Below are 26,619 nucleotides of genomic sequence, written 5' to 3'. Positions count from 1 at the left end.
GCCAGTGCAAGTGCAAGAATACTAATAGGATATAGGTAGATTTTTTTGATAGTTTTATTCACTAATTGTAAAAATATAACCAATTAAGCAAAAGACCATAATATATTGGAAATGCTTATAAATTATTTGCGTATGCTGCTCTAAGTTCGGGCTTTAAAGTGCTGTTTTGATCAATTGCTTTCAAATATCGCTCTATCACTAAATTGTGGTCAAAGCGTCTCTCCACAATCTCACGGCCTCTTAAACCCATTTCATGTCGCATTTCAGGAGTCATATAATACATTTCCTTCATTTTCAAGGCTAAATCATCTTCATCCTTTACTTTGCATAAGATGCCATTCAATCTGTGATCTACTATATTGTTACATCCAGGAACATTTGAAGCCACAATTGGCTTAGCACTTGCTGCAGCCTCCAATAATGTTCTTGGAGTTCCTTCTCTATAACTTGGCAAGACAACGCAATCAGCCTTATTGATGAAGGGTCGAACATCATCAGTACTGCCTAAATAATTTACATAACCTTCTTCTATCCAGAAATTTAATTCCTCGGAAGAAATCCCTCTCGAATGTAATTCATCTAATTTCCCTAAAAGACTGAACTTAGCATTCATTCCTCTTTCTTGCAAAATAGCTGCAGCCGCAACATATTCTCTTATTCCTTTATCGATAATCAAACGAGAAATCATTAAAAATTCAAATGCCTCCCCTTCTGATTTTTCTTGAGGCGGATGAGGAGTGAATTCATTTAAATCTATACCTGAACCTGGAATTACCTCGCAAATATTTCTTTGAATTAATCTTTTATCCATAAAGAGCTGGTAGTCCTCATGGTTTTGGAAAAACACTTTTTTAGGGAATTTAAAGGAAAATCTATATAAGCTTAATGCTATTTTTGAAATCCAATCATCGTTCAAGAAAATTGTGCCTAAGCCACTTACATTATTAATAACTGGAATTCCTAAAGTAGCTGCAGCCAAAGTACCATAGATATTGGGCTTAATGGTATAATGTAAAATGATATCAGGTTTCACCCTTCTATAGATATTGAGTAATTCAAAAGTTAATCCTAGGTCACGTATTGGATTAGCACCACGGCTATCCATCGTAACATCTTCAAATTCGCAACCTGCTTCGATTAACTTTACTGTATATTCATCATGGGGCGCAATAGCTACTACTTCATGCCCATCTTTTATCAAGGCTTGAATAAGTGACATCCTAAAATTATAGATGTTCCATGAGGTATTTAAAGTGATAGCAACTTTCATTTTATTATTACAAATCTACAAATAATAACACTTACGGTTCTTTTATGATGGGGAGATTTCGATAGGTAATCACATAATGCGGATTAGCATACTCTAATTCACTTTAAAATACCCATAAAATTCAAATATAATGGACATTATGAAATTATTCCCATAGCCTTTATTATTTTTGTACAAAAAAGAAATAGATATGGAAATTGGAATGTTACACTCCCACGTATTAGTGGTTACTTTATTTTTACTGTTCTTATTATTCAAGACCGTTTTGTTATTGATTAATAAGAAAGAACTTTTAACAAAAGTCAGAACTAAACTTAAAATGGTTGACCCTATTTTAGGTGTACTCATGCTAGCAACTGGCGGATATTTATTGTCATTATACGGATCATCTGCCCCAACTTATTTGTGGGTGAAATTAGTATTAGTACTGATTATTATACCTATTGGAATTGTGGCATTTAAAAAAGAAAACAAAGCAATGGCTATTATCGCATTATTATTAACTTTTTACATTTATGGAGCTTCAGAGGTTGGAAGTTTAACTTTTTCTAAAGATGAAACAGTAGCGGTTTCTGATGATAGTCCAGCTAAAAATGCAGCTGAAGTAAATATCGAAGGATCCACGGCAGATCTGTTGAAAAATGGAAAAGAAATCTATTTGGCAGAATGTAAAAAATGCCACGGAAAAGATGGAAAAAAAGGACTTTTTAAATCACCTGATTTAACGCAAAGTAAGCTTAATCTTTCAGAAAGAGTAGCATGGATTAAAAAAGGGAAAGGCGTGATGCCAGCTTACGAAGAAGAGTTGAGCGAAACCGAGATTGAAGCAGTTGCACTTTATTTGGATGAATTAAAATAAGCTCATTTGATTGATAAAATGAGAAATAATTGTGATTCTTCGAAATCCAGTACCCAAGATGGATTTTATTCGTAATCACATAATAGAATATCTATAAATTAATATATGCAAAATAATTCTGCAGAGGAAAAGAATGAGAAGAAAGCCGTTTTGGTGGCTATCATTACGCAAAATCAAAACGAAGAGAAAGTCAATGAATATTTAGATGAATTGGCTTTCTTAACATCTACTTTGGGTGCAAAAACAATCAAAAGGTTTACCCAAAGATTGGAAAAGCCTGATATTAGAAGTTTTGTGGGTAAAGGTAAATTAGAAGAAATCAGTGCTTACATAAAAGCTGAAAATGCTGATTGGATTGTTTTTGATGATGATTTAACGCCCTCTCAATTAAGAAACCTAGAAAAAGAACTGGAAGTAAAAGTCTATGACAGAAGTTTATTGATTTTGGATATATTCTTGAGCAGGGCTCAAACAGCTCAAGCTAAAACACAAGTAGAATTAGCGAGAAATCAATATTTATTACCCCGCCTAACCCGTATGTGGACTCACTTGGAAAGACAACGAGGAGGAACTGCAACTCGTGGAGGTGCTGGTGAGAAAGAGATTGAAACGGATAAAAGGAATATCCGCAATACCATCACCAAGTTGAAGGATAAGCTTGCTAAAATTGAAAAGCAAAGTAGAACCCAAAGAAAATCAAGAGGAAAAATAGTGAGGGTTGCGATAGTGGGTTACACCAATGTGGGTAAATCTACATTAATGACACTTTTATCAAAATCTGATATTTTGGCGGAGAATAAGTTATTCGCTACAGTAGATTCTACAGTTCGCAAGGTCAATTTTGAAGATATTCCTTTTCTCTTATCCGATACTGTTGGTTTCATCAGGAAATTACCTACACACCTGATTGAATCCTTTAAATCTACATTGGATGAAATTAGGGAAGCTGATGTTTTAATTCATGTGGTGGATGTAAGCCACCCAACTTTGGATGACCATATTAGTGTGGTGAACCAAACATTGACTGATATAGGCGCCAGTGATAAGCCAACTTTATTAGTTTTTAATAAAGTGGATTTATTGGAAGATGAGGAAGAATTAAGCGTGAAGGAAAAAGTCAAAAACCTGAAAAACACTTATTGGCACAAAGAACAAAATGATGTGGTATTCATCTCTGCAACCAAAAAAGAAAATATAGAAGAGCTTAAAAACAAATTAAGAAAACTGGTAGAAGCGAAGCATTTTACAATCTTCCCGAATTACTTGAAAAACACTTATTACTAATTTAGATTTGCAGCTTTATTTTTAAGCAACATTGGTCTCGTAGTTCAATGGATAGAATAGAAGTTTCCTAAACTTTAGATGCAGGTTCGATTCCTGCCGAGACCACTAGGTTTGCTGAGTTTTAGATGCAGAGCCTGTGCCGATTTGTCTTTACTTTAATATTTAATTGAAGCATTGAGAATTTATTAAGTGAAATTTTCATCCTTCTTATTTTAAATTATCCACTACAAGCCTCGATATACTCCTTACATCTAAAAAATCATCTTTAATAAGTTGTGTGTTGGGATGGGTATCAGTACAAATTACCTTCTCAATTATATTTGAATTCTTGATTTTTTCTAATCCATTATTAACGAAAAGTCCATGACTGGTTATGACAAAAATTTTATTTGCCCCTGCATTTTTATAGGTTTTGGCTGCATTAATTATACTTCCCCCAGATCGTATCATGTCATCATAAATGATTACATTTTTCCCTTCAACATCAGCATTTACGGCATTTACCTCTGTCTTGTCACCTTGTAATCTTCGTTTTAACACAAATGCAGCATTCACATGCATGTCATTTGCCAGCGATTCCACCCATTTTGCCCTGCCCGCATCAGTACTAGCCAATACAAAATTATCACCACCAAATTCTCGACAGGCTTCTATTATTAAATCTTTGCAATAAAGGTGAATTGGAAATAAGTTTCCTTCAAAATAATGAGGTAAACCTTCTGTATGTAAATCAAATAAATATATATGATTTCCTTTATTACTCCTTGGAATAGATGAAAGGAGACGAGCACGAGTTTTTGCTGTCACAACTTCCCCTGTAGCAACGGCTCTTTCCATGGTTGAATATCCAAAATAAGGCACTACTAAACTTAATGAATTTGCTCCATAGCTAACTAAAGCAGATGCAAGATCATAAAGCTCTAAGGTTGCAGAATCATTTACAGTACCGCCAATTAGAATTACATTTCGGTTTTCAACTTGAGATAATATTCTTTGATATCGTTCTCCATCAGAAAAAGTATTTGTTTCTAATTCTCCTTTTTCAAATTCACCCAGTTCAAGAACCTTTTGAGCTAAATATTTATAGTCTGAAGTATTAAATATGATTTTTTTCATTTCATTAATTTTTACTAACTGGAATGTAATTTTCATCTTTAGCCAAGCCCATTTTATATAATGAGCTTGGCTTTGTCATGAGCCTTAGTAATAGTTACAGTTCTACCAGAATTAAATACAAGATAATCTTCCATGATGCCATCACTAAAAATAACCCCATCATCTGGCATTAAAGATTCAATTATTAATTTTTCATTTCTATTGACATACCCTGCGACCATATCAGTACCGAAATTTGGGCTTTTGTAGGGTTCCCGCACAATATAGCATAATTTGTCATCGTCCCATTCCATGCTTTGAAATGTGCCCGTGCTTTTATAACCTAAAAACTTTTCCAAACCCCTGAATTCATTTAGTACAGAGCTTAGCCATGCAGTTGATCCAGCGCCAGTGGAAATAATAATTCCGCTTGAAGATTGGTTTTCATGCCTGCCTTGATAAATGATTTTGTAGCGTGAAGAGCTGTGATTTGATTTTCCAATATAGAAATCATTGAAAGCCAGTAATTCTTGCCCATCATTCATTTTAGCCTTTGCTAATGTGATATGCTTGCATTCATTCTGCCCCCTTAGTATTCGTTTATACCCTTCTGACAAACTATTTAAATCAAATGGTAATAAAGCACCCATATTTCTTTCTAAATCAGGATTAATTGCAAAAATAGGATTTGTGGATACGTATTTGGCAGTATTCGCGACTAAACCGTCTTGTCCAACTACCACTATCAAGTCGTTTTTCTCAAACAGAAAGGAGGGCAGGAAATTTCTTTCGAGTACAGTGGACTTTAACTGTCTACTAACTAGCTTTTTGGCATAGTTAAAGCCATTGTAAAACTGCTCATGCTCCATTTCATATTCAGAAAAATCACCACCATTATGGTTGATATAAAATTGCGCTTGAGATTTGCTGTTATATCGATCAAGAAGCTTTTCTAACCGTGTTTTTCCTTTTATGATTATAGCTCTTTCGTAATTCATCTCTTTCCTTTTTCTTGTTTGAGAAGCATGTCAAATAAATCAGGACTGATATTTAAAGTACCGATCTTACCTGCATTTTCTGCAAGTTCCCTAAAGGCTAAAGCAATATTGTTGCGAGCATCACCTGATTGCTGATTTAAAGCAGAAAGGAGTCTCCAGTCTAAATCTCTGTAAGGCTTTATCATTGCCTCAACTGCATAGCCCTGTGATTCTGCAGATTTCTTTTCATTGCTAACTTGAATATCTATCAGGTCTTGACGTTTGGATTCAACAGAAAAATCTGCTGTTACTTTCATTTCTCTTATTTTTCTATCGTTTTCAGCTTCCGCAACATCTCTTTCCATTTGTTTTTCAGCAATCTCCTTCTCTTTTTCAACAATTGCAATTTCAGTATTCAACTCACTCTGCTTGATCATGCGTTCTTGCTCAACTGAGAAGTTACGTCTTTCATAGATTGCTAAATCAGCCTTTTTCAGTAACTCCTCCCGTGCTTTGGATTCTAAAGCTTTTTGTGTTTCTGGCGTTGCTTTTATCGATAGGATATTAATTTTTAATGGAATAACCCCTAGCTGAGATATCGCATTTGAATCTTTCAAATTCTGATAAATTTCAGATGATAGTTCTTTTGAACTGTTAATAGAATCAACTAAGTCCATCTCTCTAATAAAAGAAGCCGTAGCTGTTTGAGCTTCATTTATCAATCTTTCATCTAGCTTTTCAAAGTCATTTTTTTTGTAGTTACCATTACCATCAACCGTGTAATCAAGTAGTTCTGCTAGTTGACGAGGCTTTTCAATCTTATAAGTAATGTGCCCTTGAATACTAACTTCCTGAAAGTCTGATGTTGTCTCTGTAAAAATGAAATTGATATCATTACTGCCAGTAGGAATGGATGCAATAGAAGAATTTGGTGAAAAGTAAAAGAATGATAAGCCTTTACCTTCTCTAGCTATTTTTCCATTTTTATACTGAATGACATAGGTCATTGAATCGAATTTAATATAGTTTATACCGAACATCTCTCTTGATTTTTGTTAATTATTTTTAATACTTCTTTCCAATCGTTTTCTGCATCGAAACCTGCTTTATCCTCAAAAAGAACATTGAAATAGGGTTTCTTTTCAAAGTATCCATAGTTTTTGCTCACTACTTCAGGGTTTTCGTTTACGTAGTCAAAGTGAATCCCACTTTGTCTGAAAAAAACCAGATATTTCTCTAATTCCTTAGGATGGGTACATGTATATAAAATGCTTGTAACATCCATTCTCTGACTGATTAACTGTAATGCTTCCTTTGCAAAAGGATAAAATTCAGTTGATATTTTTTCAGTTGACCAATTGGGTTTTACAATGGTCTCATGAATATCAAATGCCCAAAAAGTTTTACCCCATTTCTTTTGTTTAGCATTATGTAATGCTCTGTATATTGCTTTTGAGATCATATTGTTTATCGTTTAAAGTGTTATTTGCATTAGCTCTCACTTGTTCAAAAGTCCAATCCTGAATAATTTCTCCATTTTCAAAAACGGTATCAAGCTCGTCCTCAATTTCTGGATATTCATGCTCATTAACAGTTTTGAATGCTCCCTCACTTTTGATAAGCTTTAGACGCCCTCCTTTACTTTTCTTGAAACTTTCAGTGATATTTCCATTTTCATCCATCTCAGTCGGGCTTTTCTGGACAATTACTCCTTCGTCATTTATTTCAGCATAGCTGCATTTTAAAGCGAATTTCTGTGTATCACGATCCAGCTTTTGGAGCAATGCCCCACCCATGCCTAATACTAAATTTTCTGCACTGATTTTATTTTCTTTTAGTGCTTGAAAGATGTTTTTTATGGCATCGTAGTTTACCCCATCTCCTTGAATCACTCTTACTTGAGGTGGAAGCACCTTAAATCCCTTTTCATTTATGGTATAGCCAAACTTATCAAATAGGATGTCGAAAATTCTCAATAGGGTTTTAATTGGATCACCACTGTCTGGTCTGATGACCAATACTCCTTCCCTTTCCATTATTTGTGTTTTCAAATCCTCGCCCCAATATTCTTCACAAGCCTTGAAAATATTATAGCTGTCAGAAACACAAGCTACTATTCCTGTTGGGAAGCTGTTTAGCACATGTTTGAAGATATCAAGTTCTCCTTTCTCCCCTAATAGTGTGCAAATACTGTGTTCTGTTGCGGGCACACTTTTTCCGTAAATTGTAGAAGTATTGTAATACTTTTGCGCCAAGACAGATCCAATGATTGTATCACTTCCTTGAAAGTTTACCAAGTGAGCACTACCGCCTAAACCAGCACTTTCAACACTGCTGACTCCCCGCAAGCCAAAATCATTTAGGACATATTCAATACCCGCTTCAGCTCCGTTGCTTGCTGTCTCCCTATAGAAATTGGTCAAAACCTTTTTAATTTCTTTGCTAATTGTGGCAACAGTTATAGGATACCATACCTGCATAAGCAATGATTCCAAAAAGTTGGTTAGCCAAAAACAATTGGGATCTGTATTTTCAATAGTCAATAGTACATTGCTTACAGGAACTTCCGTACCCTCTGGAACGGCCTTTATTTTTATGGGCAGTTTTCCATTATATTTATCTAATATGTATTGGAATTTACTAGGGTCGAAAACATCATCCCTGCCAAAAACTTCCTTTAAAATAGGAATTGCCTCATCCAAATCTTGTTGAGTAAAAGCTATACCTTCTAAATATTCTTTTATGAAATATTGAAGTCCATAGAAGACAGTAGAGTTAAATTTCCCACCTCTACTTTCCAAATAGCTATATACTTTTTTTGTGCCTGGGTAATATAATTTGTGGTGAGAATATTTGTAGGCATCGGCTAATAATATTAAGTTATTTCTATTCATGGCTTTATTACTTAATGGTGAATATTATTTTTTCAAGAGGAACTGAAATAGTGCTATATGCTCCTCAGTTATTGTTTTATCCTTTATCATTTGAAATAAGTCATTGACTTTTATCCACTCCAGATGCTCTATGTCGTCTAAAGGAGTAGGATTTCCAGATTGATGATCACAGCTAAATAAAGTGGTGATAATTTTATCAGCTTCATTTCTGTACCGCCAATCGTTAATCTTGAGTGAGGTTTCGTATTTTAAATTACCGACCTCTATTGAACCGCATTCCTCAGTTAACTCTCTTTTTGCAGCTTCCTCAAAACTGGAATCTTCAGCATCTGCAAAACCACCAATAAGTCTCCATTTCTTGTTGATTACCTTCTGCCCCAGCAAAATTTCAGTTCTATTATTTCTAAAGACAGCAACATCAACAGTCGGATAAACTTTTGTGTACTGATTGTGATAGGCATATAAAATACCTGCCCTGAAATCTTCTGAATTTGTAACTCTATCAGCATATTGTTTTCGAATATCTGTAGAATTATAATCACCATGCTGTGGTAATTCTGCTGTTTCATATTTTCCGCTGTAATAGGAAATGAAACTGTCCCTGCTACCATATAAAATGAATCCTTCTGTAGTAAAAGTATTCTTGAGCAAAGTATCCAGATTTTGCGACCAAACATTATCATCAGGATGATCAGATAAAGGAAGTACAATTACTTCGGGATAGCTGGCTTTTATCATTTTTTCCCTGGTATAATAGTCATAAGGATTTCGTTTGCTACCTGCAATTGGTGCAATACCCAAAATGATAATGAGCTTATTGTGATTAGCTTTTACGGATTGAATTAATTCTGTATGACCACTATGTAAATACGGGGTCTGAAATCTTGCTATTATTACTGCTGTCTTCATTTCTAATTGCGTTTAATGTACGCAAATATAAATAAGTGTAATTACTACACAAAATATTTAATGTATTTTTTACGCAAATAATAAAAGAATTTTATACAGCTTTAATTTACAGTGAGTTATATTTCAAAGTTTATGCCTTCCTTTTTGAGTTGGAAGTACTTCTCCTGATTAAATTGAAATAAATTACCAGGTCTGCCAGCACCTGACAAGCTTTGCTTTTCATTGGTTTCTTCTAAAAAGCCGAATTTCATGATCTTTTTCTTGAAGTTTCTTCTATCCAATGGGCGATCCAATACTGTCATATACAGTTTTTCTAATTCTGAAAAAGGGAATTTTTCATCGAGGAGTTCAAATCCAATAGGTTCATAAGTGATTTTACCTTTAAGTCTTTTGATGGCTTCTGAAATAATCTCATTATGATCAAAAGCTAATGTTGGAAGTTTTTTTACTTCAAACCAAGCAACATCACTTGCATCAGTTGCAGCTTTAAGTTTAAAAATATCAGGTTTAACCAATCCGTAATAAGCAACTGATACAACTCTATTTCTTGGGTCTCTTTCTGGTTTTCCAAAAGTGTATAACTGCTCCAAATAATTAATGGATACTCCTGTTTCCTCATTTAATTCTCTGGTTACAGCTTGTTCTAATGATTCACCCTCATGGACTAATCCTCCAGGAAGTGCCCAGGTACCATGAAAAGTGTCACTTTTCCTTTTTATTAATAAAATGGATAGCCCATCAGTTGAATTATAGCCAAAAACTACTGCATCTACAGCAACCTTAATATTTTGAGTTATAGTCATACTGATAAAGTTAGTTAATTATGTAATTATTACACAAATTAAGAGCTAGAGTTTTTTTGCAATCATTAAGGCATTGGTTGGTGGATAGGGTAATTCTTGCATCTGTTCATCAAACAACTTTACTTTATCAACGAATCTGTTATTAGCAATCCATGGATTAGTATAAGCAACCGAATTATTTAATAATTCGAAACCTACTGCGCTTAATTGTTCTTTCCATTCCTTGATGCTCCAGAAACAGAAACGTTCATGCATTTCGCTATTCCAATTGTCAGTGTAGTCCTTGGTCAACATAAATTCGGCAGCATCTTTCAGTTCCAGTAAAACATAGGTTTTCCCTTCAATAGTTTTTAGACTAAAGCTGATTTGATCATTTTCTTCTTTTCTAAAATCTTCTGTAAACCTCAGGAATCTTGAAAAGGTAGAAAGACTATTAAGGTGGTTTGCTAACTCTGTTTGGTTTGAAAAAGATTGATAGATATTTTCATTTGCTCCATCTTCATTATTTAAGAGCATTAAAACTTTCTTTTCGCCATCTTCAGGACCGATTACATCTCTATTGATCCATACACCACCTGATTTTAGTTCATCAAAACGATTTTGAATGAAACTCAACAAATCTGATCTGCTTCCATAAGATTCAATTTCATGAGTCAGTGAAGAAGTATGGATTGTATTCATTGACTGCTGTTCGAAGACTAAAGAAGTGACAGCATTTTTTTGTGCAAAGAAGACATTCGGATTTTTGAATTCACCATTATGCTTTCTTTGAATACATACATCATATAACTGCCGTGCTACTTCAATTCCATAAAAATCTGATTCCCTCAATTCAGATACTTCGCATGCCTGCTTAATCCAAGATCCTACAGCACATCCAATATCTCCAATTCGACCCGATAAAATATACGGGCTTGTTTCTCTGAATTTAAGCTCTGCTATTTCATCCATTTGACGAACATAGGTGTTATAATCCCTTGATTCTGTAATATCTCCGTCTTCCCCTATTATTGGATCCGATAATATCTTTCTTACTTTGCTTCCAAGATTATAAGTATTCCAAATTTTAAAACTTGATTCATGAATTAACTGAACGATATTTTGATCATTTTCCCAATTTCTATTTTCAACAATCATTTCCACTATATCCCAAGGTAGTTTAGCATGATATTTTTGAGTGTTAGTATCTTCCAATTCAGCAGGAAGAATAGTAAAGCCCAACTCTTGGTACATTTTCAATACTGGTGTGGAACAAATAACAGAAGTGTTTTCGGGGGTAAGATTTAATTCCCCATCAGATTGATGTTTAATCTGTTTAACTGTATAGTTTGCAAAATTATCAATGGTGCCTACATCATCAATTCCGAAAACGTAGGTGGGTACATCAAGATTCTTTGAAAATTCCTGTATCATCATAGCTCGCAGATAAAAAGGCACAGGATTGCGTTTTGTTCCACTATGATTTGCCGAAGTAACTGCAAAAATAACACCCACTATATCATTTGAAGCACTTTCAGAATATGACTTTATTGTTTGTGTAAGATATTCGAATTGAAATGAGGTAAGTATATGATGTCTTCCCGGAAATAAAATATACATGTTTTAAAATCTAATATTTGACATTGGCAGCCAAATTTAAACTTAAAATTTATAAACCACTCAAGCCCAATGATTTTTCCCCATTATGCTCATTTGACTTTTTCTCAAATGTTTAGCACCTTCCCTGGAATAAAATGGATCAGTTTTTAATTCTGGCCTGGAACTCAGCACATGTCCATGTTTTTCTTCTATTTCCTTTCTTTTAGTATATTTAAACCATGTTTTTTCTTCTATAGAGATGGGATGTCGTTCGTTTTTTGCTGCCTCTATAAATAGTTTTTGTTTTTCAGTATAAGGTTCTAATTCACCAGAAATCAAAGCCTTGAACCAATGTCCGTATTTTTCTAAAATCGCTCTTTCTTCATTACTAAAAATAGCAAGGCTACAGTCCATTTTAAATCTCCCTTTTTGAGTAATTAATTTTAGGTGGGAGTCTTTAGTGTTTTTCATTCTTGATAGGTTTAGTTGAAAATATATAATATAATAATTCCATTAAACTATGTAATATTTATTTTACAACCAAGTATTCATCATTTTTGAACTGAACCTCAAATGAAATTTAAATTAATTTGAATGCGTTGCTATATCCGCTAATTTGGCATTTGAGAATCATAAAATAACACATAATGAAGAGCATCCATCAAAACCAGCAATCAATTCAATGGACATTGTCTCCCTTTGATTTTCAAGGGGACATAAATGCGGGGCAAATATTTTTTAGTCGTTTTGAAAAAGTACCCAATACTTTTGAAATGTATGAGGTTGACATCAAGAAAATTAGTGAATGGCTAGAAAAGAATTTTTCTGATGAGATTAGCAGCAAACATAAACGAGAAAAATTTTCTGAAAAGGAGGGAGAGGAAATGCTTTCTACTATTTATGTTTTTAATGATGAGATTGTACTTGAGATCGCCTCGAGCATGATGCAAATGGCATATGGTGAAAACTCTAAGTTGAAAGAGGAGCTAATAGACGGGATGAAGACTTTTGTGAATAAAGAAAAGTCAGGAATATCGATGATTGTGCAAAGTAAAATGGGTTTAATGCCCAAAGACCTAGAGATTAAAAAGCAGGATGTTGATTTATCATTACATTATAATGAAGGCTTTGATGCAGTGGATGAACAACTGAAAAGGGAACTCTCCAAAGAAGATGGTTCGGGTCTTTATTTACTTTATGGAGCCCCCGGAACTGGTAAAAGTTCCTACATCAAATACCTTATTCACCAAGTAAATAAAAGGATGGTGTTCCTCCCTCCAAAAGTTGCGCTTAATCTAGATGATTTTGCTCTTACCGATTTCCTTTTGGATAACAGAAACATAATTCTGGTAATTGAAGATGCTGAAGAATTATTGAAGTCTGATAATAGTGCCAGAACATCAGCCATTTCCATGTTATTAAACCTGACTGATGGAATTTTAGGTGATGGATTGGGCATCAAAATTATTGCCACTTTCAATACGGAACTGCATCAAATCGACCCAGCTTTAATGCGAAAAGGAAGATTGAAATTAATGTATGAATTTAACAAATTGAGCATCCCTAAATCAAAGGCTTTACTTGCTCATTTGGGTGTGGAAAAAGAAGTCCATAATCCTATGAACCTTTCAGAAATTTACTATTTGGAGGAACATCAATATCAATTGAATAATGGCAATGGGATTGGGTTTTAGCTTGAGTTTCAATAATAATTATTATAACTGATTGAAATTAACTATTTCAAAAGCTACCTTTACTATCAGTAATTTAAATATTTCATGCCCCAAAAAACCAATAAAATAAGCTGCGAAGAATGTACTACCACTTCATGTTTTGTAAAACAGACAAATCCGGAGTGGCTAGCTAAAATAAGTGAATTCAAAAATCAGGTGGTTTATCCAAAAGGGCAATATATATTCTCTGAAGGCTCACCTGTATTTGGAGCATACTTTATTCAGTCAGGGGATGTTAAAATTGTAAGCAGCAGCTTTTCAGGAAGACAAAATATTGTGCGATTAGCTAAGGCTGGTCACATGATGGGGCATAAAGGTGAGGCTAAAGAGAATTATCCTATAGGGGCAGTAGCACTCAATGATGCCCGTGTTTGTTTTCTTAATAATGAGTTGCTATATGATGCTTTTTTGAATAATACGCATTTCACTATTGAGATTATGATGTTCTACTCAAAAGAACTTCGAAAAAGTGAGATGCGAAATAAATTCTTTGCCCAAATGACCACGGATGAAAAGGTGGCTTATGCTATTGTTTATACTGGGGAAATAGTGGGACAGAAGAATAATAAAGGGCAAATTATGATTACGCTCAGCAGACAAGAACTTGCACAGATTGCCGGAACCAATGCCGAACAAGTTAGCCGAACCATTAGCCATATGAAAAATGATGACTTATTATCCTTGGATGGTCGCTGTATTTGCATTGAAAACCTCTCAGGGGTGTATAATTTACTCTCCGAATACGAACAGTTTATTTAAGTTCCTGCTTTCCTCTCTGGAACAGTATAGTTATTCAAAGCATCTAAGGATCTGTTAAATAGAATTTAAATTAGGATGATAAGTGACCGAATTTAATTGCTGAATTCATTAATGGCTAACTCCCCCACTTTCGCCTAAGCGAAAAAGCGGGCTGGAGGGTAAAATGGCGGGCAGGCGTTGGCATTCGCGGGAAGAAGCATCATTTTACCTAGATTTTTTGCCAGCCAATAGCTGGTCAGCCTCTGGCCGACATACTTTTTCATCAATGGAAAAAGTATGAATGATTAAGTCAGCAATAAAATGCAAAAATTGGTAATATAAAGTTTAAATCTGCCCTCTAGAGCACCATAAAACAATGGAATAGTGCCTTAAAGTCAATAAAACGCAGTATTTTAACTTTCCTAAGGAAAAAAGAATCCATAGGAATGATAACTTATTATCCTTGGATGGTCGTTGTATTTGCATTGAAAACCTCCCAGGGGTGTATAATTTACTCTCCGAATACGAACAGTTTATTTAATTTCCTGCGTTTTCGCAGACTTATCTCTGTGAATAAACTTCTTAATCCCTGATTTGGAACATTTCTATTGTAAAATTCTCTGTAGATATTTGCTTCTGTAAATAAAGGATAAAAACATCCGATTATATTTAAAATTAGAGATTATGAAAACGCATAGAAAAACACAGACCCGATTCGCTTATTTGTTTTTTGCACTGATATTTCCCTTTCTTTTCGCGGCTTGTCAGCAACAGGAAGAAATTGTGAAATCAAACAAAAATAAAAATGAAGACATTAAAGTAGTTGGTACCATGAAAGCGGAATTGACCGCTCCTCCTCATGTTCCTAAACCTATTGGTAAACGAACTGCTAAAAGGCTTTTTGTTGATATGGAAATCATCGAAGAAGTGGCTGAAATGGATGATGGTGTAGAATATGTTTACTGGACATTTGGAGGAAGTGTGCCAGGTTCATTTATTAGAACAAGAGTGGGAGATATAGTAGAATTCACACTTAAAAATCACCCTGATAATAAATTGCCACATAACATTGATTTACACGCTGTAACAGGTCAAGGTGGAGGAGCGGAAGCTTCATTTGTTGCACCTGGTCAACAGAAAACCTTCTCTTTCAAGACACTCAATCCGGGATTATATGTTTATCACTGTGCTACGGCTCCAGTTGGAATGCACATTGCAAACGGTATGTATGGACTGATTCTAGTAGAACCATTAGGAGGATTGCCACCTGTAGATAAAGAATATTATGTGATGCAAGGTGATTTTTATACCAAAGGCAAACATGGAGAAAAAGGCTTGCAAGATTTTGATTTGCAAAAAGCGGTGGATGAAAACCCTGATTATGTAGTCTTTAATGGTAAAGTAGGTGCTTTAACGGGTGAAAATGCACTAACTGCCCAAGTGGGTGAAACCGTAAGAATTTTCTTTGGAAATGGCGGTCCTAATCTGGCTTCTTCTTTTCACGTAATTGGTGAAATTTTTGACAAAGTGTACCTAGAAGGTGGTAAAAGTATTAATGAGAACGTACAGACCACTTTAGTTCCAGCTGGTGGTTCAGCAATGTTGGAGTTCACAGTGGAGTCTCCTGATAATTTGGTTTTGGTAGATCACTCAATATTTAGAGCATTCAATAAAGGTGCTTTGGGTATTTTAAGCGTATCTGGTGAGGAAAACCATGTGGTATATGACGAAGGCACAGAAGCAATTCCTTACATTCCAGAATCTGAAATTGCAGAAAACACTCCTCCACAGGAAAAAGAAGTTGAAGCAAAAGTTGAAGAGCCAGCACCGGCACCAGCTGATTTTAATTTACAAAGCAGTATTGCGAAAGGCAAAAAGATTTACTCTCAAAACTGTTTGGCATGTCACCAAGCTGAAGGTCAGGGTATTCCTAAAACCTTCCCGCCTCTTGCTGGATCTGATTATATAAATGGTCACCCAGAAAAGGCAATCAATGCAGTGGTAAATGGTTTAACAGGTGAGATTAAAGTAAACGGTGAAACCTATAATAGCGCAATGCCTGCTCAAAGATTGAGCGATGAAGATGTAGCTGCTGTGCTCAATTATGTTTACAGCAATTGGGGCAACAATGGAACTACCATTACACCTGAGCAAGTAAAAAACAATAAATAAAATACCATGCTTAGATATTTCACTATCGCAATCTTTTTCCTATTCCATTTAAATGTAAATGGACAGGAAATTGAGATGCGCAAAATTGAAGGGGGAGTTTATATCCCCCTTTATGGAAGCCAAGAAGAAGTGCAGGTAGAAATAGAACCATTTTACATGGATGCTAAACCTGTTACGCATCAAGAGTTTGCCGAATTTATCAAGCAATATCCTCAATGGTCAAAAGAAAATGTGAAAGCATTATTTGCAGATGCCAGCTATTTGACCAAATGGACTGCTGATGGTGAAGTGCCTAAGCATTTAATAAATAGCCCTGTCAATAATGTCTCTTGGTATGCAGCCAAAGCTTATTGTGAATGTCAAGATAAGCGACTTCCTACAACAGATGAATGGGAATTTGCGGCAATGGCAAGTGAGCATTCAGTTGATGCTAGAGAAGACAGCTTATTTAACCAAAAAATAGTTTCAGGCTATGAAAAACCTAAAACCTATTTGAAGGAAGTAGGGCAAAGTAGTCCAAATTATTATGGAGTTTATGATTTACATGGCTTGCTTTGGGAATGGGTTTATGATTTTAATAGCATCATTATTACAGGAGAATCAAGATCCAACAATAATACAGACGCTAATTTATTTTGTGCAGGGGGAGCTGTAAGTGCTAATGATCTCATGAATTATGCCGCTTTCATGCGCTATGCCATAAGATCAAGTTTAAAAGCTAGAAATACCATGAGCAATATGGGCTTTCGCTGTGTAAAAGATTACGAAAAGAATGCATTAGAATTAAATCAATGAAAGTCCTGAAAGGACGTCATATTTTAACACAGGGTGAAGCCCTGTGTTTAAAAAAAACTATCTCCAAAGCCCTGAAAGGGCGTAATACTAATTAATTTAAAATACAATCGCTATGAAAACGCTAATGATGTTTCTCGCTACTATTCTATTTTTCGCTTGTGATAATGTCGAAAAACCGGACTCAAATGATGAAGATAAAGGTATTACTTCCAAAGAAGAATTTAATGATTTATCTATTTATAACATTCCCTCTGTTTGGACTACCCAGCACAATGAGCAAATAGAGTTCAAAGATTTGCAAGGAAGTGTTTTGGCTGTGGTAATGGTCTATACTTCTTGCCAGACAGCATGCCCAAGATTAGCTGCTGATATGCGCAATATTGAAGAGCAAGTAGCTGAAAAAGGAAAAGAAAATGTGAAATATGTATTAGTGAGTATTGATCCGGAAAATGATACACCAGAGCGATTAACCCAATTTGGAAAAGATTATCAATTAGAAGGTGATCAGTGGTTATTTCTAAGAGGAACAGAAGAAACCGTAAGAGAATTTGCTAATATCGTGGCGGTTAAATACAAACAAATCTCTCCCATTGACTTTTCTCATTCCAACATTATCTCTGTTTTTGATACAGAAGGGGTAATGCAACATCAGCAAGAAGGCTTAGGCGTAAATAATAAAGAAACGATTGAAAAAATTATTGAATTAAGTAACTAATGGCACATAATATATTTTATGATTAAGCTACCTTCGCAGCAAAATGAAAAAACGAATAGCCATATCTTTTTCAATTCTTATCTTGGCATTGCCTATGGTAAAGTTGGCTATTCTTATTCAATTCGGTTTTAATCGTGATTATATCATTGAGAACCTCTGTGTAGAACGTGATAAGGCAATTAATACCTGTCAAGGACAATGTCTTTTATCTCAAAAGTTAAATGAAGCCTCAAATAAGGAAAAAGAACAAGAATCTTTTCTAGTAAAGCTTGTAGAGCAACTTTTCATAATCAAAAACAAATATGTTGGCATCAAATCTAATCATATCATAGGCCACATTTCAAAAACACCAGTTACTAATTCCTTTGTTATTAGAATATTTGAGAGTCAAATATTTCACCCACCTATTTTTTTGAATAGACCATATTGAGACAAAATGCAGCAATAGTTTTGCTGCAAAATCAAATTATAATCTATTCAAATTTAAAATATTATGATTCATTCTATTACTATGCCCAAAGCAATTTTATTGCTTCTGGCTGTGCTAATAGGCTTATCTGCCTATGCACAAAAAAAAGAAAAATTAAAATTTTTGGATGCTGACACCAAAGAGCCTATCGTTGGTCTATATTATCAATATGCAAAGCAATCTGGAGCTTCAAATGAAAGTGGAGAAATTGAGCTTTATTTTGTAGAAGGTGAAAGATTGGTGCTAAGCCATATTAATTATGGTAAATGGCAACTAAAATCGAATGAAATATCGGAAGCATTAAAATCTAATGAGCCATTACTTAGAACTAAGCATATTGAAATTCTTCAGCCGGTAAGCGTCATTAGCTTAAGGCCCAATTTGGCAGAAAAAGATGAGCAATTAAGCTTAAATGATACAGAAAAAATTCATCATGATGCTGGCGCTATTTTATCAATAAATCCAGCAATAAACGCAATCAGGAAAAGCCCAGCTTTTGGGTTTGATCCTGTTATGAGAGGCTTTAAATATGATCAGCTCAATGTAGTTATTGATGGTCTTCAATCTGCAAATGCAGCCTGCCCTAACAGGATGGATCCGGGAAGCAGTCAAATCATGTTAAATCAAATAAAGAAGGTAGAGATATTGAAGGGACCACATGCTTTGCGATACGGAAATGCATTCGGAACAATTAATTTTGTATCAGAGTCGCCCCTATTTACACCTGAAGTAGCACTTCATGGACGAGCCTCAGCTTTATACGAAACAAATGGAAATGTAATCAGAAATGAAGCTAAAGTCGGTTTAACATCAGCTCAACTGAATACAGGGATTCTTTTTTCTTATTCAGAAGGTAGTGATTATAGCGATGGAAATGGCGAAAGGGTGGCAAGTGACTTTTTAAGAGGTAGTATTGGGGCTTATCTCCATTACAAACCTTCTGCTTCAGATCTGTTATCCTTTACAGTCAATAGAAATTTCGCTAGAGATGTGGATTTTCCGACACTTGGAATGGACTTGAGAACGGATGATACCTGGATGATTAATTCAGAATATGAACATCAATTCAAGTCACGTTTTTTTACTAAATGGGTAAATAAGGCATACTACACAAAAGTAGACCATTTGATGGATAACTTACTGAAGCCTTTAGATCCGAGGATGATGAATGCTTCCACTCCTGCTGAAACTGAGAATTACGGTTATCGGTCAGAATTACAGAAATTAAGTGCAAGGGAGCAGATTTTTTTAGGCGTTGATTATAAGGCAGAGTCCGCTGAGGGAAAGAGGGAAAGAGAATTTTTGATGGGACCTAATGCCGGGATGCGAGTGTATGATAATCCATGGCAAAAAGGAAAGATAGATAAATTTTCAGTTTTTTCTTCCTATGCTTATCAGTTGAATAAATCATCAATACATGCTTCCGCTAGGATAGAATATAACCGTGGTCAAAGTTTGGATACGGAGGAAAATTTTAATGATTTTTATAATGAAACTTCAGTAAATCAAATTAACCCAGCTTTAAGCTTAGGTTTCAAAACGGAAATAAACGATAATCTATCAACTGCATTATGGCTGGCAAGAGTTCAAAGGAGTGCAGGCTTAACTGAGCGTTATATCAATTATTTTGCGGTCGGCATGGATCCTTATGAGCTATTGGGAAATCCAGGGCTTAGTCCAGAGAAAAATAATCAAATGGATTGGATTATAAGCTATGATGAATCGAATTGGCAGGCAGAAGTCAATTTTTTTGCATCCTATCTTACCGATTATATTGGAGCTGAAAAAACAGCTCTTCAGCCTAAATTAATGAATAGCCCAGGAGTTAGACAGTTTGTAAATATTGGAGAAGTGTTTAAAAGTGGTTTTGAATTTAATTTTAATCATTTGATTTCAGAAAATTTCAGTCAGTCGGCACAATTGGCCTATACTTACGCAGACAATTTAACTTGGGAAGAGCCATTGGCTGAGATAGCACCATTAGATATTCGATATTCTGTTGCTACCAATTTTATTGAAAATAAATGGCAAAGTAATTTAAATTTTCGGTTTGTAGATAGGCAAAATCGTGTATCAACTGAATTTGCTGAAAGCGAAACGCCTTCATTTTATCTGGTTGATTTTGAGTCCTCTTTTAAGCTGAATAGTAATTGGCAAATAAAGGTTGGGGCAAATAATATTTTTAATCAAACATATTACGAGCATTTGAATCGTCCTATTTTAACAAGTGGTGAAAAGATTTTTGCGCCTGGCAGAAACTTTTATTCGATGTTAGTTTTTAAATTCTAGATTCTCTATTCCTTTCCTTCAAATCTAGCTGGTGGTTTAAAGTATTAAATCGCACTTTAAACCACCAGCAATTTCAAAATTTATAAAAACAACTAACAAATATCATCCTTTTTAAAATTATTTCGTAATAAAAGGAAAAAAGACCATAATATCCTTTTATATTTGTATCAATATAATTCACCTAGAATTAGGAAAGGAAAAACAAAATTTTATATTTAAATACAATTGTTATGAACGTTTACAAAGAAAAAACCATAGGAGAATGGGTAGCAGAAGATTACCGCACAGCTTCAGTTTTTAAATCATTTGGTATTGATTTTTGCTGCAAAGGTGGAAGGTCAATCCAGGAAGCTTGTGAAGCAAAAAGCATCCCGGAACGCGAGGTTGAAATAGCCTTAGCAGAAGCTGTAATGGATAAAGCTGAACAAAGCGACATCGACTTTAAATCATGGCCGATGGATCTTCTGGCTGACTACATAGAAAAAACACATCACAGATATGTGGAAAATGCAATAGAAGAATTAAAACCCTATTTGACGAAAATTTGCAAAGTGCATGGAGATTCAAATCCAGAATTGCATGAAGTAAAACAACTATTTTTTGAGTCAGCAGGAGAATTGACTGCCCATATGAAAAAAGAAGAATTTATTCTTTTCCCTCATGTTAGAAAATTAGAAAAGCATTTAAATGATGGTAGCACTGTTGAGGCTCCTCATTTTGGAACTGTCAAAAATCCTATTAAAATGATGATGGATGAACATGAAGCTGAAGGTGATCGATTTGAAGAAATTGCAAAGTTGACAAATAACTATACTCCGCCAGAGCATGCTTGCAATACTTATAGAGTAACATTTGCCTTGTTGGAGGAATTTGAAAATGATTTACATAGACATATTCATTTAGAAAATAATATACTCTTTCCGAAAGCGGTAAGAATTGAGGAAAGTTTTAATGCTTTAAACTGATAAAATAGCCTACGGCTGCTTATAATGAAAAAAACTTGGTTAATAGTTAGTTTGGTTAATTTTCTGATTGCTTCTCTGATGGGCTTGCTCCTCAGAGGAGCTTTTGTTTGGGAAATTGAGTGGTTAGACTATAGAAATATGTTGCACGGACATTCTCATGTAGCACTACTCGGCTGGCTTTACCTGGGGATTTTTATTATGATTCATGCCAAGTTGCTACCTAAAGAAAAAGCCGCTAAGCCAATTTATACTTGGCTGTTTTGGTTAACTCAGCTAACAGTCATAGGAATGGCAATAGCATTTCCAATTCAGGGTTATGCAGCCTTTTCTATTTTCTTTTCCACTTTGCATATAGTTTTAAGCTATGTTTTTGCTGTACGTGTTTGGAAAGATCACAGTAGAAAAGATTATAGAAGCTCTCTTTTATTAAAAACCGCCATCTTATTTCTATTTATTTCTACTGTAGGCGTTTTTGTGGTAGCCTACATTATGGCATCTAAAAATGGCGCTAATGTCATTTATCAAATCGCTATTCAGTTTTATTTACACTTTCAGTTTAATGGTTGGTTGCTCTTTGCTTTGTTGGCTCTATTATTCAACCGTTTTGGGACTATCCTTAAAATTAGCAATAAAGCTTTCAATCGGTTTTACTGGCTGTTCTTGCTGGGAAATATTCTGAGCTATGCATTAGTTCTTTATTGGGGCTATCGATGGGAATTCAGTTATTATGTTAATGCTATTGCCGTAGTGCTTCAATTATTAGCTGTCTTTGCCTTACTAAAATCATTTGGTGGCAGTTGGATGCAACTCAAGAATTCATTGAGCGCAGTGCAAAAACTCTTATTGAAGCTATTAATTGCAGTATTTTTAACGCGAACAATTTTTCAATTTGCCTTAGTGGTTCCTGAAATGGCAGAAATGGCTGTTTTGCTCAGGCTTTTCATTATTGGATTTATCCATTTAAATATGTTGGGCTTTTTTACTGCCTATTTATGGTTAGAGTATCTTTCAAATGAAAATAATAAAACATATACTTTACATAAACCAGCAGTAAGCCTTCTTTTGATTGGCTTCCTTTCAACGGAGTTCATCATGTTTTTGCAAGGGTTTTACTATTGGCAAGAATTAGGAAAGCTACCTTTTTTTCACGAAGCCTTATTTTATGCAAGCATTTTACTCCCCATTGCAATCCTTCTGTTTTTATTAACCTTTAGATATATGAATAAAATCAAAACTTAATTTAAATATTTTGTATTAAAAACAATAGTAACTATATTAAAGAAAACAAAAATGCTATGAAAACAATAAAAATTTTAACGACAGCACTAGTAGGAATGCTTTTTATTTACTCTTGCGGTGGAAATGAACAAAAAAGTAAAGACACTGCTGAAAACAAAGCTGAAACAGTAGAAGAAAAGAAAGTTCCTGAAACCATAAAAATGGGTAAAGGGGTAGGAGAATTCACTGAAGTGGAAGTTTCTGATCCATTAAATGAAGAATGGGTGGAAAGAGGACAAGCCATCTATGACATGAAATGTTCTGCTTGCCATAAATTAACTGATCAGCGTGTGGTAGGACCCGGATTTGAAGGCGTGACCAATCGTAGAAAACCAGAATGGATCATGAATATGATCACCAATGTGGATGTGATGCTTGCGGAGGACCCTACAGCTCAAAAGCTTTTGGAAGAATGTATGACTAGAATGCCAAATCAAAATATCAAGCCTGATGATGCTCGCAAAATATTAGAATTCTTTAGAAAGAATGATATGGAAAAGGCTGGCAAAAAAGATGAAGCTATTAATTCTTGAATCACAAATCGCTTAAAAGAACTGAAACCTGTCAGGTTTCTACTTATTAAACTATTGTATAGGATAATATATTCATCAAAAATATCAAGTTCAAACCTGACAGGTTTGTGCAAAAATTTAACGAATTAAATCTAATTATTTTTTAACTAAACTAAAACGTAACATGAAAACACATTATTTAAATTATGTTGCAGGATTAAGTCTGATTTTTTTAATGGCTTCCTGTGGCAATCAAGGTTCAGAAACCTCCCAAGTTTTGGGAGGTAGCGCAGCGGAGCAGGCTTATGTTGCTCCCGGTGAGTATGATGAGTTTTATGCTTTTATGTCTGGTGGTTATAGTGGACAAATCACTGCCTACGGATTACCTTCAGGAAGATTATTAAAGGAAATTCCTGTTTTTTCAAAATATCCTGAAAATGGATATGGCTACAGTGAAGAAACCAAGGCCATGTTCAATACTTCTTATGGAGAAGTGCCTTGGGATGATTCTCACCATATTGAACTTTCCCAAACAGATGGCGAGTTTGATGGCCGATGGTTATTCGTAAATGGTAACAACACTCCTAGAATTGCCAGAGTGGATTTAAAAACATTCGAAACAGTTGAAATCTTGGAAATTCCTGATGTGGCGGGTTTGCACTGTGCGCCTTTTATAACCGAAAATTCTGAATACCTAGTTTCAGGTACTCGTTTTTCTGTCCCTATCCCTCAAAAAGATGTGCCTATCGATACTTACAAAAAGAATTTCAAAGGCTTAATCAATTATGTTTCGGTTGATCCTGAACATGGTCACATGGAATTAGCCTTCCAAATTGAAATGCCAGGATTTAATTATGATTTAGCTAGAAATGGTAAAGGAAAATCTCACGGATGGAGCTTTTTAACAACTTATAATTCTGAGCAAGAGCACAGTCTTTTGGAGGTAAACGCATCCCAAAAGGATAAAGATTTGATGGCGGTGATCAATTGGAAAAAAGCTGAGCAATACATGAAAGAAGGGAAATTTACAGAAAGAGAAACTTCCTATTTCCATAATTTAATGAATGAAGAAACTAGCATTGCGGAATCAGAAGAAAAAACCTTAACTAAAATATTGGACCCTAAAGAATGTCCGGATATGGTTTATTTCATTCCAGTTCCAAAATCACCACATGGTTGTGATGTTGATCCAACTGGTGAATACATTGTAGGGAACGGAAAGCTTTCTGCTGATATGTCTGTTTACTCATTTGATAAAATCATGAAAGCAATTGAAGAGAAAAACTTTGATGGTGAATTTGATGGAATTCCAATTATTAGCTATGAAGCTGCATTAGACGGAATTGTGAAAAAACCAGGTTTAGGCCCATTACACACAGAATTTGATGGAAGAGGAAATGCTTATACTACTTTCTTTATATCATCTGAGGTAGTGAAATGGGACGTAGCATCTAAAGAAATTTTAGATCGTCAATCAACCTTCTATTCTCCTGGTCACTTAGTTATCCCTGGTGGAGAAACTAAAAAACCAGATGGCAAGTATTTAGTGGCAATGAATAAAATCACAAAAGACCGTTATCTACCAACAGGTCCTGAATTAGCGCACTCTGCTCAATTATTTGATATTAGCGGTGATAAAATGAAATTGATTTTAGATTTCCCAACTAAGGGTGAACCGCATTATGCACAAGCTATAGCAGCAGACAAAATTCAGCCTAATTCTGTCAAATTCTATGATATTGAGAACAATAAGCACCCTTATGCTACCTTAGGCGAAAGTAAAACTAGAGTAGAGCGTGATGGCGATGAAGTGCATGTTTATATGACGGCTATCCGAAGTCACTTGGCTCCTGACAATATTGAAGGATTTAAAGTAGGAGATAAAGTATATTTCCACCTTACTAATTTAGAGCAGGATTGGGATGTGCCACATGGATTTGCTATTCAAGGGGCTACTAATGCTGAATTGTTAGTAATGCCTGGGCAAACCAGAACGCTACTCTGGGAACCTAAAAGACCAGGAGTATTTGCATTCTACTGTACTGATTTCTGTTCTGCGCTTCACCAAGAAATGTCTGGTTATGCCAGAGTTTCTCCTAAAGGCTCAAATGTTCCTTTAAAATGGGGATTAAATGAGAAATTGAGAGAGAATGAACAGGCTGCTCATGATTTCTATGAGAAAGCTAAACAAAATGCCAATATTGGTAAATAATTTTGATAAAACTGCTGGCAACTAGTCAGCAGTTTTCTTCACCTATTTAAATAAATTAAGATGTCACTCAAGCAAAAAAGCAGATTACCGCAAATCCTGATGCTATTGGGCGTGTTATCACTTGGAGCCGTTTTTTTATTTCCTTTATGGCAAATTACATTAGACGCAGCCCAATTTCCGGGTGGTTTGAAAATGCACATCTGGATCAATAAAATTTCGGGTAGTGAGAAGAATATCATTCAAAATATTAATATTCTGAATCACTATATCGGGATGCAATATATCGAGCCTGACTCTATTCCAGAATTGAAATATTTTCCGTTGGTGGCTTATAGCATGATGGCAATAGGATTGATTTCATTAGTCCTCAACAAAGCTTGGGCTTATTTATCTTGGTTTATTATTATAGCTATTTTAGGAGCGCTTGGGATCTATGATTTTTATTTATGGTTATATGATTATGGGCACAATCTTGATCCCAAAGCTCCTATTAAAGTTCCGGGTATGACTTATATGCCTCCGCTATTAGGCGAAAAGGATTTGCTAAATTTCTATGTAACCTCCTATCCGCATTTAGGGAGTGGATTTTTAGGTTTATCTACTATACTTTCTTTTGCAGCATTTTGGGTTAAAAGAAAAAGCTAATGAGGATTTTCAAGCTTTTATTTACTTTCTTTTTCATATCTGTTTTAACAGCATGTTCTGTTGAACCTGAACCTATAAATTTTGGAAATGATCATTGTGTCTATTGTAAAATGACAATTTCAGACCCTAAGTATGGTGCTGAATTAGTAACTGATAAAGGAAGGATTTATAAATTCGATGCTATAGAGTGTATGATTCCATACTTCAAAGAAAATCGTGAAACTAAGTTTAACTATATCATGGCAGTAGCTTATGATGAACCGCAAAAACTTAAAAAAGTGGAAGAATTGCACTTTGTGAAAAATGAACATTTTAAAAGTCCTATGGGCAAAAACTTAGCTGCATTCTCTAAGGAACCCAAAGAATTTGAAAGTTTAGATTGGAAACAACTGAAAAAATCATTCAACTAAAATATTTAAATAGACCA

The 26,619-nt window shown here is 34.8% G+C and carries 25 protein-coding genes and 1 tRNA gene; 16 read left to right on the top strand and 10 right to left on the bottom strand.

Features of this window, described 5'->3' with window-relative positions; translation table 11 throughout:
• Window positions 1-115 precede the first annotated feature (115 nt).
• Window positions 116-1,270 carry a glycosyltransferase family 4 protein gene (locus tag ABWH96_RS02940; RefSeq protein ID WP_375580038.1) on the bottom strand — a complete coding sequence of 385 codons (1,155 nt, stop codon included), beginning with the start codon at window positions 1,268-1,270 and terminating at the stop codon, window positions 116-118.
• Between the two features lie 190 nt (window positions 1,271-1,460).
• On the opposite strand from ABWH96_RS02940, the gene ABWH96_RS02935 reads away from it, so the two are divergent.
• The 3 genes from ABWH96_RS02935 (at window position 1,461) to ABWH96_RS02925 (ending at window position 3,518) form a co-directional block, all read left to right on the top strand.
• The gene (locus ABWH96_RS02935; protein ID WP_375580037.1) at window positions 1,461-2,129 is read left to right on the top strand and encodes a c-type cytochrome; all 669 of its coding nucleotides are present in this window, start codon (window positions 1,461-1,463) and stop codon (window positions 2,127-2,129) included.
• A 105-nt stretch (window positions 2,130-2,234) separates the two neighbouring features.
• The gene (hflX, locus tag ABWH96_RS02930) at window positions 2,235-3,413 is read left to right on the top strand and encodes a GTPase HflX (protein ID WP_375580036.1); all 1,179 of its coding nucleotides are present in this window, start codon (window positions 2,235-2,237) and stop codon (window positions 3,411-3,413) included.
• Window positions 3,414-3,446: 33 nt separating this feature from the next.
• Window positions 3,447-3,518: transfer RNA gene (locus ABWH96_RS02925), tRNA-Arg, on the top strand.
• A gap of 102 nt (window positions 3,519-3,620) precedes the next feature.
• On the opposite strand, the gene ABWH96_RS02920 is transcribed toward ABWH96_RS02925, so the two are convergent.
• The 9 genes from ABWH96_RS02920 to maoP all read right to left on the bottom strand — a co-directional run bounded on the left by ABWH96_RS02920 (window position 3,621) and on the right by maoP (window position 12,140).
• On the bottom strand, window positions 3,621-4,529 hold the full coding sequence (locus ABWH96_RS02920) for a ribose-phosphate diphosphokinase (protein ID WP_375580035.1): 909 nt from the start codon (window positions 4,527-4,529) through the stop codon (window positions 3,621-3,623).
• Between the two features lie 53 nt (window positions 4,530-4,582).
• On the bottom strand, window positions 4,583-5,506 hold the full coding sequence (locus ABWH96_RS02915; RefSeq protein ID WP_375580034.1) for a sugar kinase: 924 nt from the start codon (window positions 5,504-5,506) through the stop codon (window positions 4,583-4,585).
• A complete protein-coding gene (locus ABWH96_RS02910; protein ID WP_375580033.1) occupies window positions 5,503-6,492 on the bottom strand; it encodes an SPFH domain-containing protein in 990 nt (329 codons plus the stop codon). Before ABWH96_RS02910 ends, ABWH96_RS02915 begins: the two co-directional genes overlap by 4 nt.
• A 20-nt stretch (window positions 6,493-6,512) precedes the next feature.
• Complete coding sequence (locus ABWH96_RS02905; protein WP_375580032.1) at window positions 6,513-6,947, bottom strand: hypothetical protein; 435 nt, start codon at window positions 6,945-6,947, stop codon at window positions 6,513-6,515.
• On the bottom strand, window positions 6,913-8,379 hold the full coding sequence (locus ABWH96_RS02900) for a nicotinate phosphoribosyltransferase (RefSeq protein ID WP_375580031.1): 1,467 nt from the start codon (window positions 8,377-8,379) through the stop codon (window positions 6,913-6,915). Before ABWH96_RS02900 ends, ABWH96_RS02905 begins: the two co-directional genes overlap by 35 nt.
• A gap of 24 nt (window positions 8,380-8,403) precedes the next feature.
• Complete coding sequence (locus ABWH96_RS02895; protein ID WP_375580030.1) at window positions 8,404-9,288, bottom strand: NUDIX domain-containing protein; 885 nt, start codon at window positions 9,286-9,288, stop codon at window positions 8,404-8,406.
• Between the two features lie 116 nt (window positions 9,289-9,404).
• Window positions 9,405-10,091 carry an NUDIX domain-containing protein gene (locus ABWH96_RS02890; RefSeq protein ID WP_375580029.1) on the bottom strand — a complete coding sequence of 229 codons (687 nt, stop codon included), beginning with the start codon at window positions 10,089-10,091 and terminating at the stop codon, window positions 9,405-9,407.
• A 45-nt stretch (window positions 10,092-10,136) separates the two neighbouring features.
• The gene (locus tag ABWH96_RS02885; protein ID WP_375580028.1) at window positions 10,137-11,690 is read right to left on the bottom strand and encodes a transferase; all 1,554 of its coding nucleotides are present in this window, start codon (window positions 11,688-11,690) and stop codon (window positions 10,137-10,139) included.
• Between the two features lie 60 nt (window positions 11,691-11,750).
• Window positions 11,751-12,140: a DUF413 domain-containing protein gene (maoP, locus tag ABWH96_RS02880; protein ID WP_375580027.1), complete on the bottom strand. Its 390-nt coding sequence runs from the start codon at window positions 12,138-12,140 to the stop codon at window positions 11,751-11,753.
• Between the two features lie 176 nt (window positions 12,141-12,316).
• Between maoP and ABWH96_RS02875 the strand changes: the two genes are divergently transcribed.
• The 13 genes from ABWH96_RS02875 (at window position 12,317) to ABWH96_RS02815 (ending at window position 26,602) form a co-directional block, all read left to right on the top strand.
• Window positions 12,317-13,363, top strand: a complete 1,047-nt coding sequence (locus ABWH96_RS02875; protein ID WP_375580026.1) for an AAA family ATPase — start codon at window positions 12,317-12,319, stop codon at window positions 13,361-13,363.
• A gap of 84 nt (window positions 13,364-13,447) precedes the next feature.
• Window positions 13,448-14,161, top strand: a complete 714-nt coding sequence (locus tag ABWH96_RS02870; RefSeq protein ID WP_375580025.1) for a Crp/Fnr family transcriptional regulator — start codon at window positions 13,448-13,450, stop codon at window positions 14,159-14,161.
• A 663-nt stretch (window positions 14,162-14,824) separates the two neighbouring features.
• Window positions 14,825-16,312, top strand: coding sequence for a copper-containing nitrite reductase (gene nirK, locus ABWH96_RS02865; protein WP_375580024.1), 1,488 nt, complete (start codon window positions 14,825-14,827; stop codon window positions 16,310-16,312).
• Between the two features lie 6 nt (window positions 16,313-16,318).
• Entirely contained in the window at window positions 16,319-17,107 is a 789-nt protein-coding gene (locus ABWH96_RS02860; RefSeq protein ID WP_375580023.1) for a formylglycine-generating enzyme family protein, read from the top strand.
• Between the two features lie 112 nt (window positions 17,108-17,219).
• Window positions 17,220-17,822: an SCO family protein gene (locus ABWH96_RS02855; RefSeq protein WP_375580022.1), complete on the top strand. Its 603-nt coding sequence runs from the start codon at window positions 17,220-17,222 to the stop codon at window positions 17,820-17,822.
• Window positions 17,823-17,865: 43 nt separating this feature from the next.
• A complete protein-coding gene (locus ABWH96_RS02850) occupies window positions 17,866-18,252 on the top strand; it encodes a hypothetical protein (RefSeq protein ID WP_375580021.1) in 387 nt (128 codons plus the stop codon).
• A 63-nt stretch (window positions 18,253-18,315) separates the two neighbouring features.
• A complete protein-coding gene (locus tag ABWH96_RS02845) occupies window positions 18,316-20,580 on the top strand; it encodes a TonB-dependent receptor domain-containing protein (protein WP_375580020.1) in 2,265 nt (754 codons plus the stop codon).
• A 230-nt stretch (window positions 20,581-20,810) separates the two neighbouring features.
• Window positions 20,811-21,545 carry an iron-sulfur cluster repair di-iron protein gene (ric, locus tag ABWH96_RS02840; RefSeq protein WP_375580019.1) on the top strand — a complete coding sequence of 245 codons (735 nt, stop codon included), beginning with the start codon at window positions 20,811-20,813 and terminating at the stop codon, window positions 21,543-21,545.
• Window positions 21,546-21,569: 24 nt separating this feature from the next.
• On the top strand, window positions 21,570-22,784 hold the full coding sequence (locus tag ABWH96_RS02835) for a hypothetical protein (protein ID WP_375580018.1): 1,215 nt from the start codon (window positions 21,570-21,572) through the stop codon (window positions 22,782-22,784).
• Between the two features lie 56 nt (window positions 22,785-22,840).
• Window positions 22,841-23,356 carry a c-type cytochrome gene (locus tag ABWH96_RS02830; protein WP_375580017.1) on the top strand — a complete coding sequence of 172 codons (516 nt, stop codon included), beginning with the start codon at window positions 22,841-22,843 and terminating at the stop codon, window positions 23,354-23,356.
• Between the two features lie 163 nt (window positions 23,357-23,519).
• Window positions 23,520-25,547: a Sec-dependent nitrous-oxide reductase gene (nosZ, locus tag ABWH96_RS02825; protein ID WP_375580016.1), complete on the top strand. Its 2,028-nt coding sequence runs from the start codon at window positions 23,520-23,522 to the stop codon at window positions 25,545-25,547.
• Between the two features lie 60 nt (window positions 25,548-25,607).
• On the top strand, window positions 25,608-26,192 hold the full coding sequence (locus ABWH96_RS02820) for a hypothetical protein (protein ID WP_375580015.1): 585 nt from the start codon (window positions 25,608-25,610) through the stop codon (window positions 26,190-26,192).
• Window positions 26,192-26,602, top strand: a complete 411-nt coding sequence (locus ABWH96_RS02815) for a nitrous oxide reductase accessory protein NosL (RefSeq protein WP_375580014.1) — start codon at window positions 26,192-26,194, stop codon at window positions 26,600-26,602. The genes ABWH96_RS02820 and ABWH96_RS02815 overlap by 1 nt, the downstream gene beginning before the upstream one ends.
• Window positions 26,603-26,619: the final 17 nt, after the last annotated feature.

Source organism: Marivirga tractuosa (genome assembly GCF_042140215.1).
Taxonomy (GTDB): domain Bacteria; phylum Bacteroidota; class Bacteroidia; order Cytophagales; family Cyclobacteriaceae; genus Marivirga; species Marivirga tractuosa_A.
Note: the sequence above shows the minus strand (reverse complement) of the source record. Positions and strands in the feature narration are given on the sequence as shown.

Excerpts from the sequence above, each read along its gene's own strand:
- ABWH96_RS02940 (WP_375580038.1), bottom strand. The coding sequence starts at position 1,270 with ATGAAAGTTGCTATCACTTTAAATACCTCATGGAACATCTATAATTTT.
- ABWH96_RS02935 (WP_375580037.1), top strand. The coding sequence starts at position 1,461 with ATGGAAATTGGAATGTTACACTCCCACGTATTAGTGGTTACTTTATTT.
- hflX (WP_375580036.1), top strand. The coding sequence starts at position 2,235 with ATGCAAAATAATTCTGCAGAGGAAAAGAATGAGAAGAAAGCCGTTTTG.
- ABWH96_RS02920 (WP_375580035.1), bottom strand. The coding sequence starts at position 4,529 with ATGAAAAAAATCATATTTAATACTTCAGACTATAAATATTTAGCTCAA.
- ABWH96_RS02915 (WP_375580034.1), bottom strand. The coding sequence starts at position 5,506 with ATGAATTACGAAAGAGCTATAATCATAAAAGGAAAAACACGGTTAGAA.
- ABWH96_RS02910 (WP_375580033.1), bottom strand. The coding sequence starts at position 6,492 with ATGACCTATGTCATTCAGTATAAAAATGGAAAAATAGCTAGAGAAGGT.
- ABWH96_RS02905 (WP_375580032.1), bottom strand. The coding sequence starts at position 6,947 with ATGATCTCAAAAGCAATATACAGAGCATTACATAATGCTAAACAAAAG.
- ABWH96_RS02900 (WP_375580031.1), bottom strand. The coding sequence starts at position 8,379 with ATGAATAGAAATAACTTAATATTATTAGCCGATGCCTACAAATATTCT.
- ABWH96_RS02895 (WP_375580030.1), bottom strand. The coding sequence starts at position 9,288 with ATGAAGACAGCAGTAATAATAGCAAGATTTCAGACCCCGTATTTACAT.
- ABWH96_RS02890 (WP_375580029.1), bottom strand. The coding sequence starts at position 10,091 with ATGACTATAACTCAAAATATTAAGGTTGCTGTAGATGCAGTAGTTTTT.
- ABWH96_RS02885 (WP_375580028.1), bottom strand. The coding sequence starts at position 11,690 with ATGTATATTTTATTTCCGGGAAGACATCATATACTTACCTCATTTCAA.
- maoP (WP_375580027.1), bottom strand. The coding sequence starts at position 12,140 with ATGAAAAACACTAAAGACTCCCACCTAAAATTAATTACTCAAAAAGGG.
- ABWH96_RS02875 (WP_375580026.1), top strand. The coding sequence starts at position 12,317 with ATGAAGAGCATCCATCAAAACCAGCAATCAATTCAATGGACATTGTCT.
- ABWH96_RS02870 (WP_375580025.1), top strand. The coding sequence starts at position 13,448 with ATGCCCCAAAAAACCAATAAAATAAGCTGCGAAGAATGTACTACCACT.
- nirK (WP_375580024.1), top strand. The coding sequence starts at position 14,825 with ATGAAAACGCATAGAAAAACACAGACCCGATTCGCTTATTTGTTTTTT.
- ABWH96_RS02860 (WP_375580023.1), top strand. The coding sequence starts at position 16,319 with ATGCTTAGATATTTCACTATCGCAATCTTTTTCCTATTCCATTTAAAT.
- ABWH96_RS02855 (WP_375580022.1), top strand. The coding sequence starts at position 17,220 with ATGAAAACGCTAATGATGTTTCTCGCTACTATTCTATTTTTCGCTTGT.
- ABWH96_RS02850 (WP_375580021.1), top strand. The coding sequence starts at position 17,866 with ATGAAAAAACGAATAGCCATATCTTTTTCAATTCTTATCTTGGCATTG.
- ABWH96_RS02845 (WP_375580020.1), top strand. The coding sequence starts at position 18,316 with ATGATTCATTCTATTACTATGCCCAAAGCAATTTTATTGCTTCTGGCT.
- ric (WP_375580019.1), top strand. The coding sequence starts at position 20,811 with ATGAACGTTTACAAAGAAAAAACCATAGGAGAATGGGTAGCAGAAGAT.
- ABWH96_RS02835 (WP_375580018.1), top strand. The coding sequence starts at position 21,570 with ATGAAAAAAACTTGGTTAATAGTTAGTTTGGTTAATTTTCTGATTGCT.
- ABWH96_RS02830 (WP_375580017.1), top strand. The coding sequence starts at position 22,841 with ATGAAAACAATAAAAATTTTAACGACAGCACTAGTAGGAATGCTTTTT.
- nosZ (WP_375580016.1), top strand. The coding sequence starts at position 23,520 with ATGAAAACACATTATTTAAATTATGTTGCAGGATTAAGTCTGATTTTT.
- ABWH96_RS02820 (WP_375580015.1), top strand. The coding sequence starts at position 25,608 with ATGTCACTCAAGCAAAAAAGCAGATTACCGCAAATCCTGATGCTATTG.
- ABWH96_RS02815 (WP_375580014.1), top strand. The coding sequence starts at position 26,192 with ATGAGGATTTTCAAGCTTTTATTTACTTTCTTTTTCATATCTGTTTTA.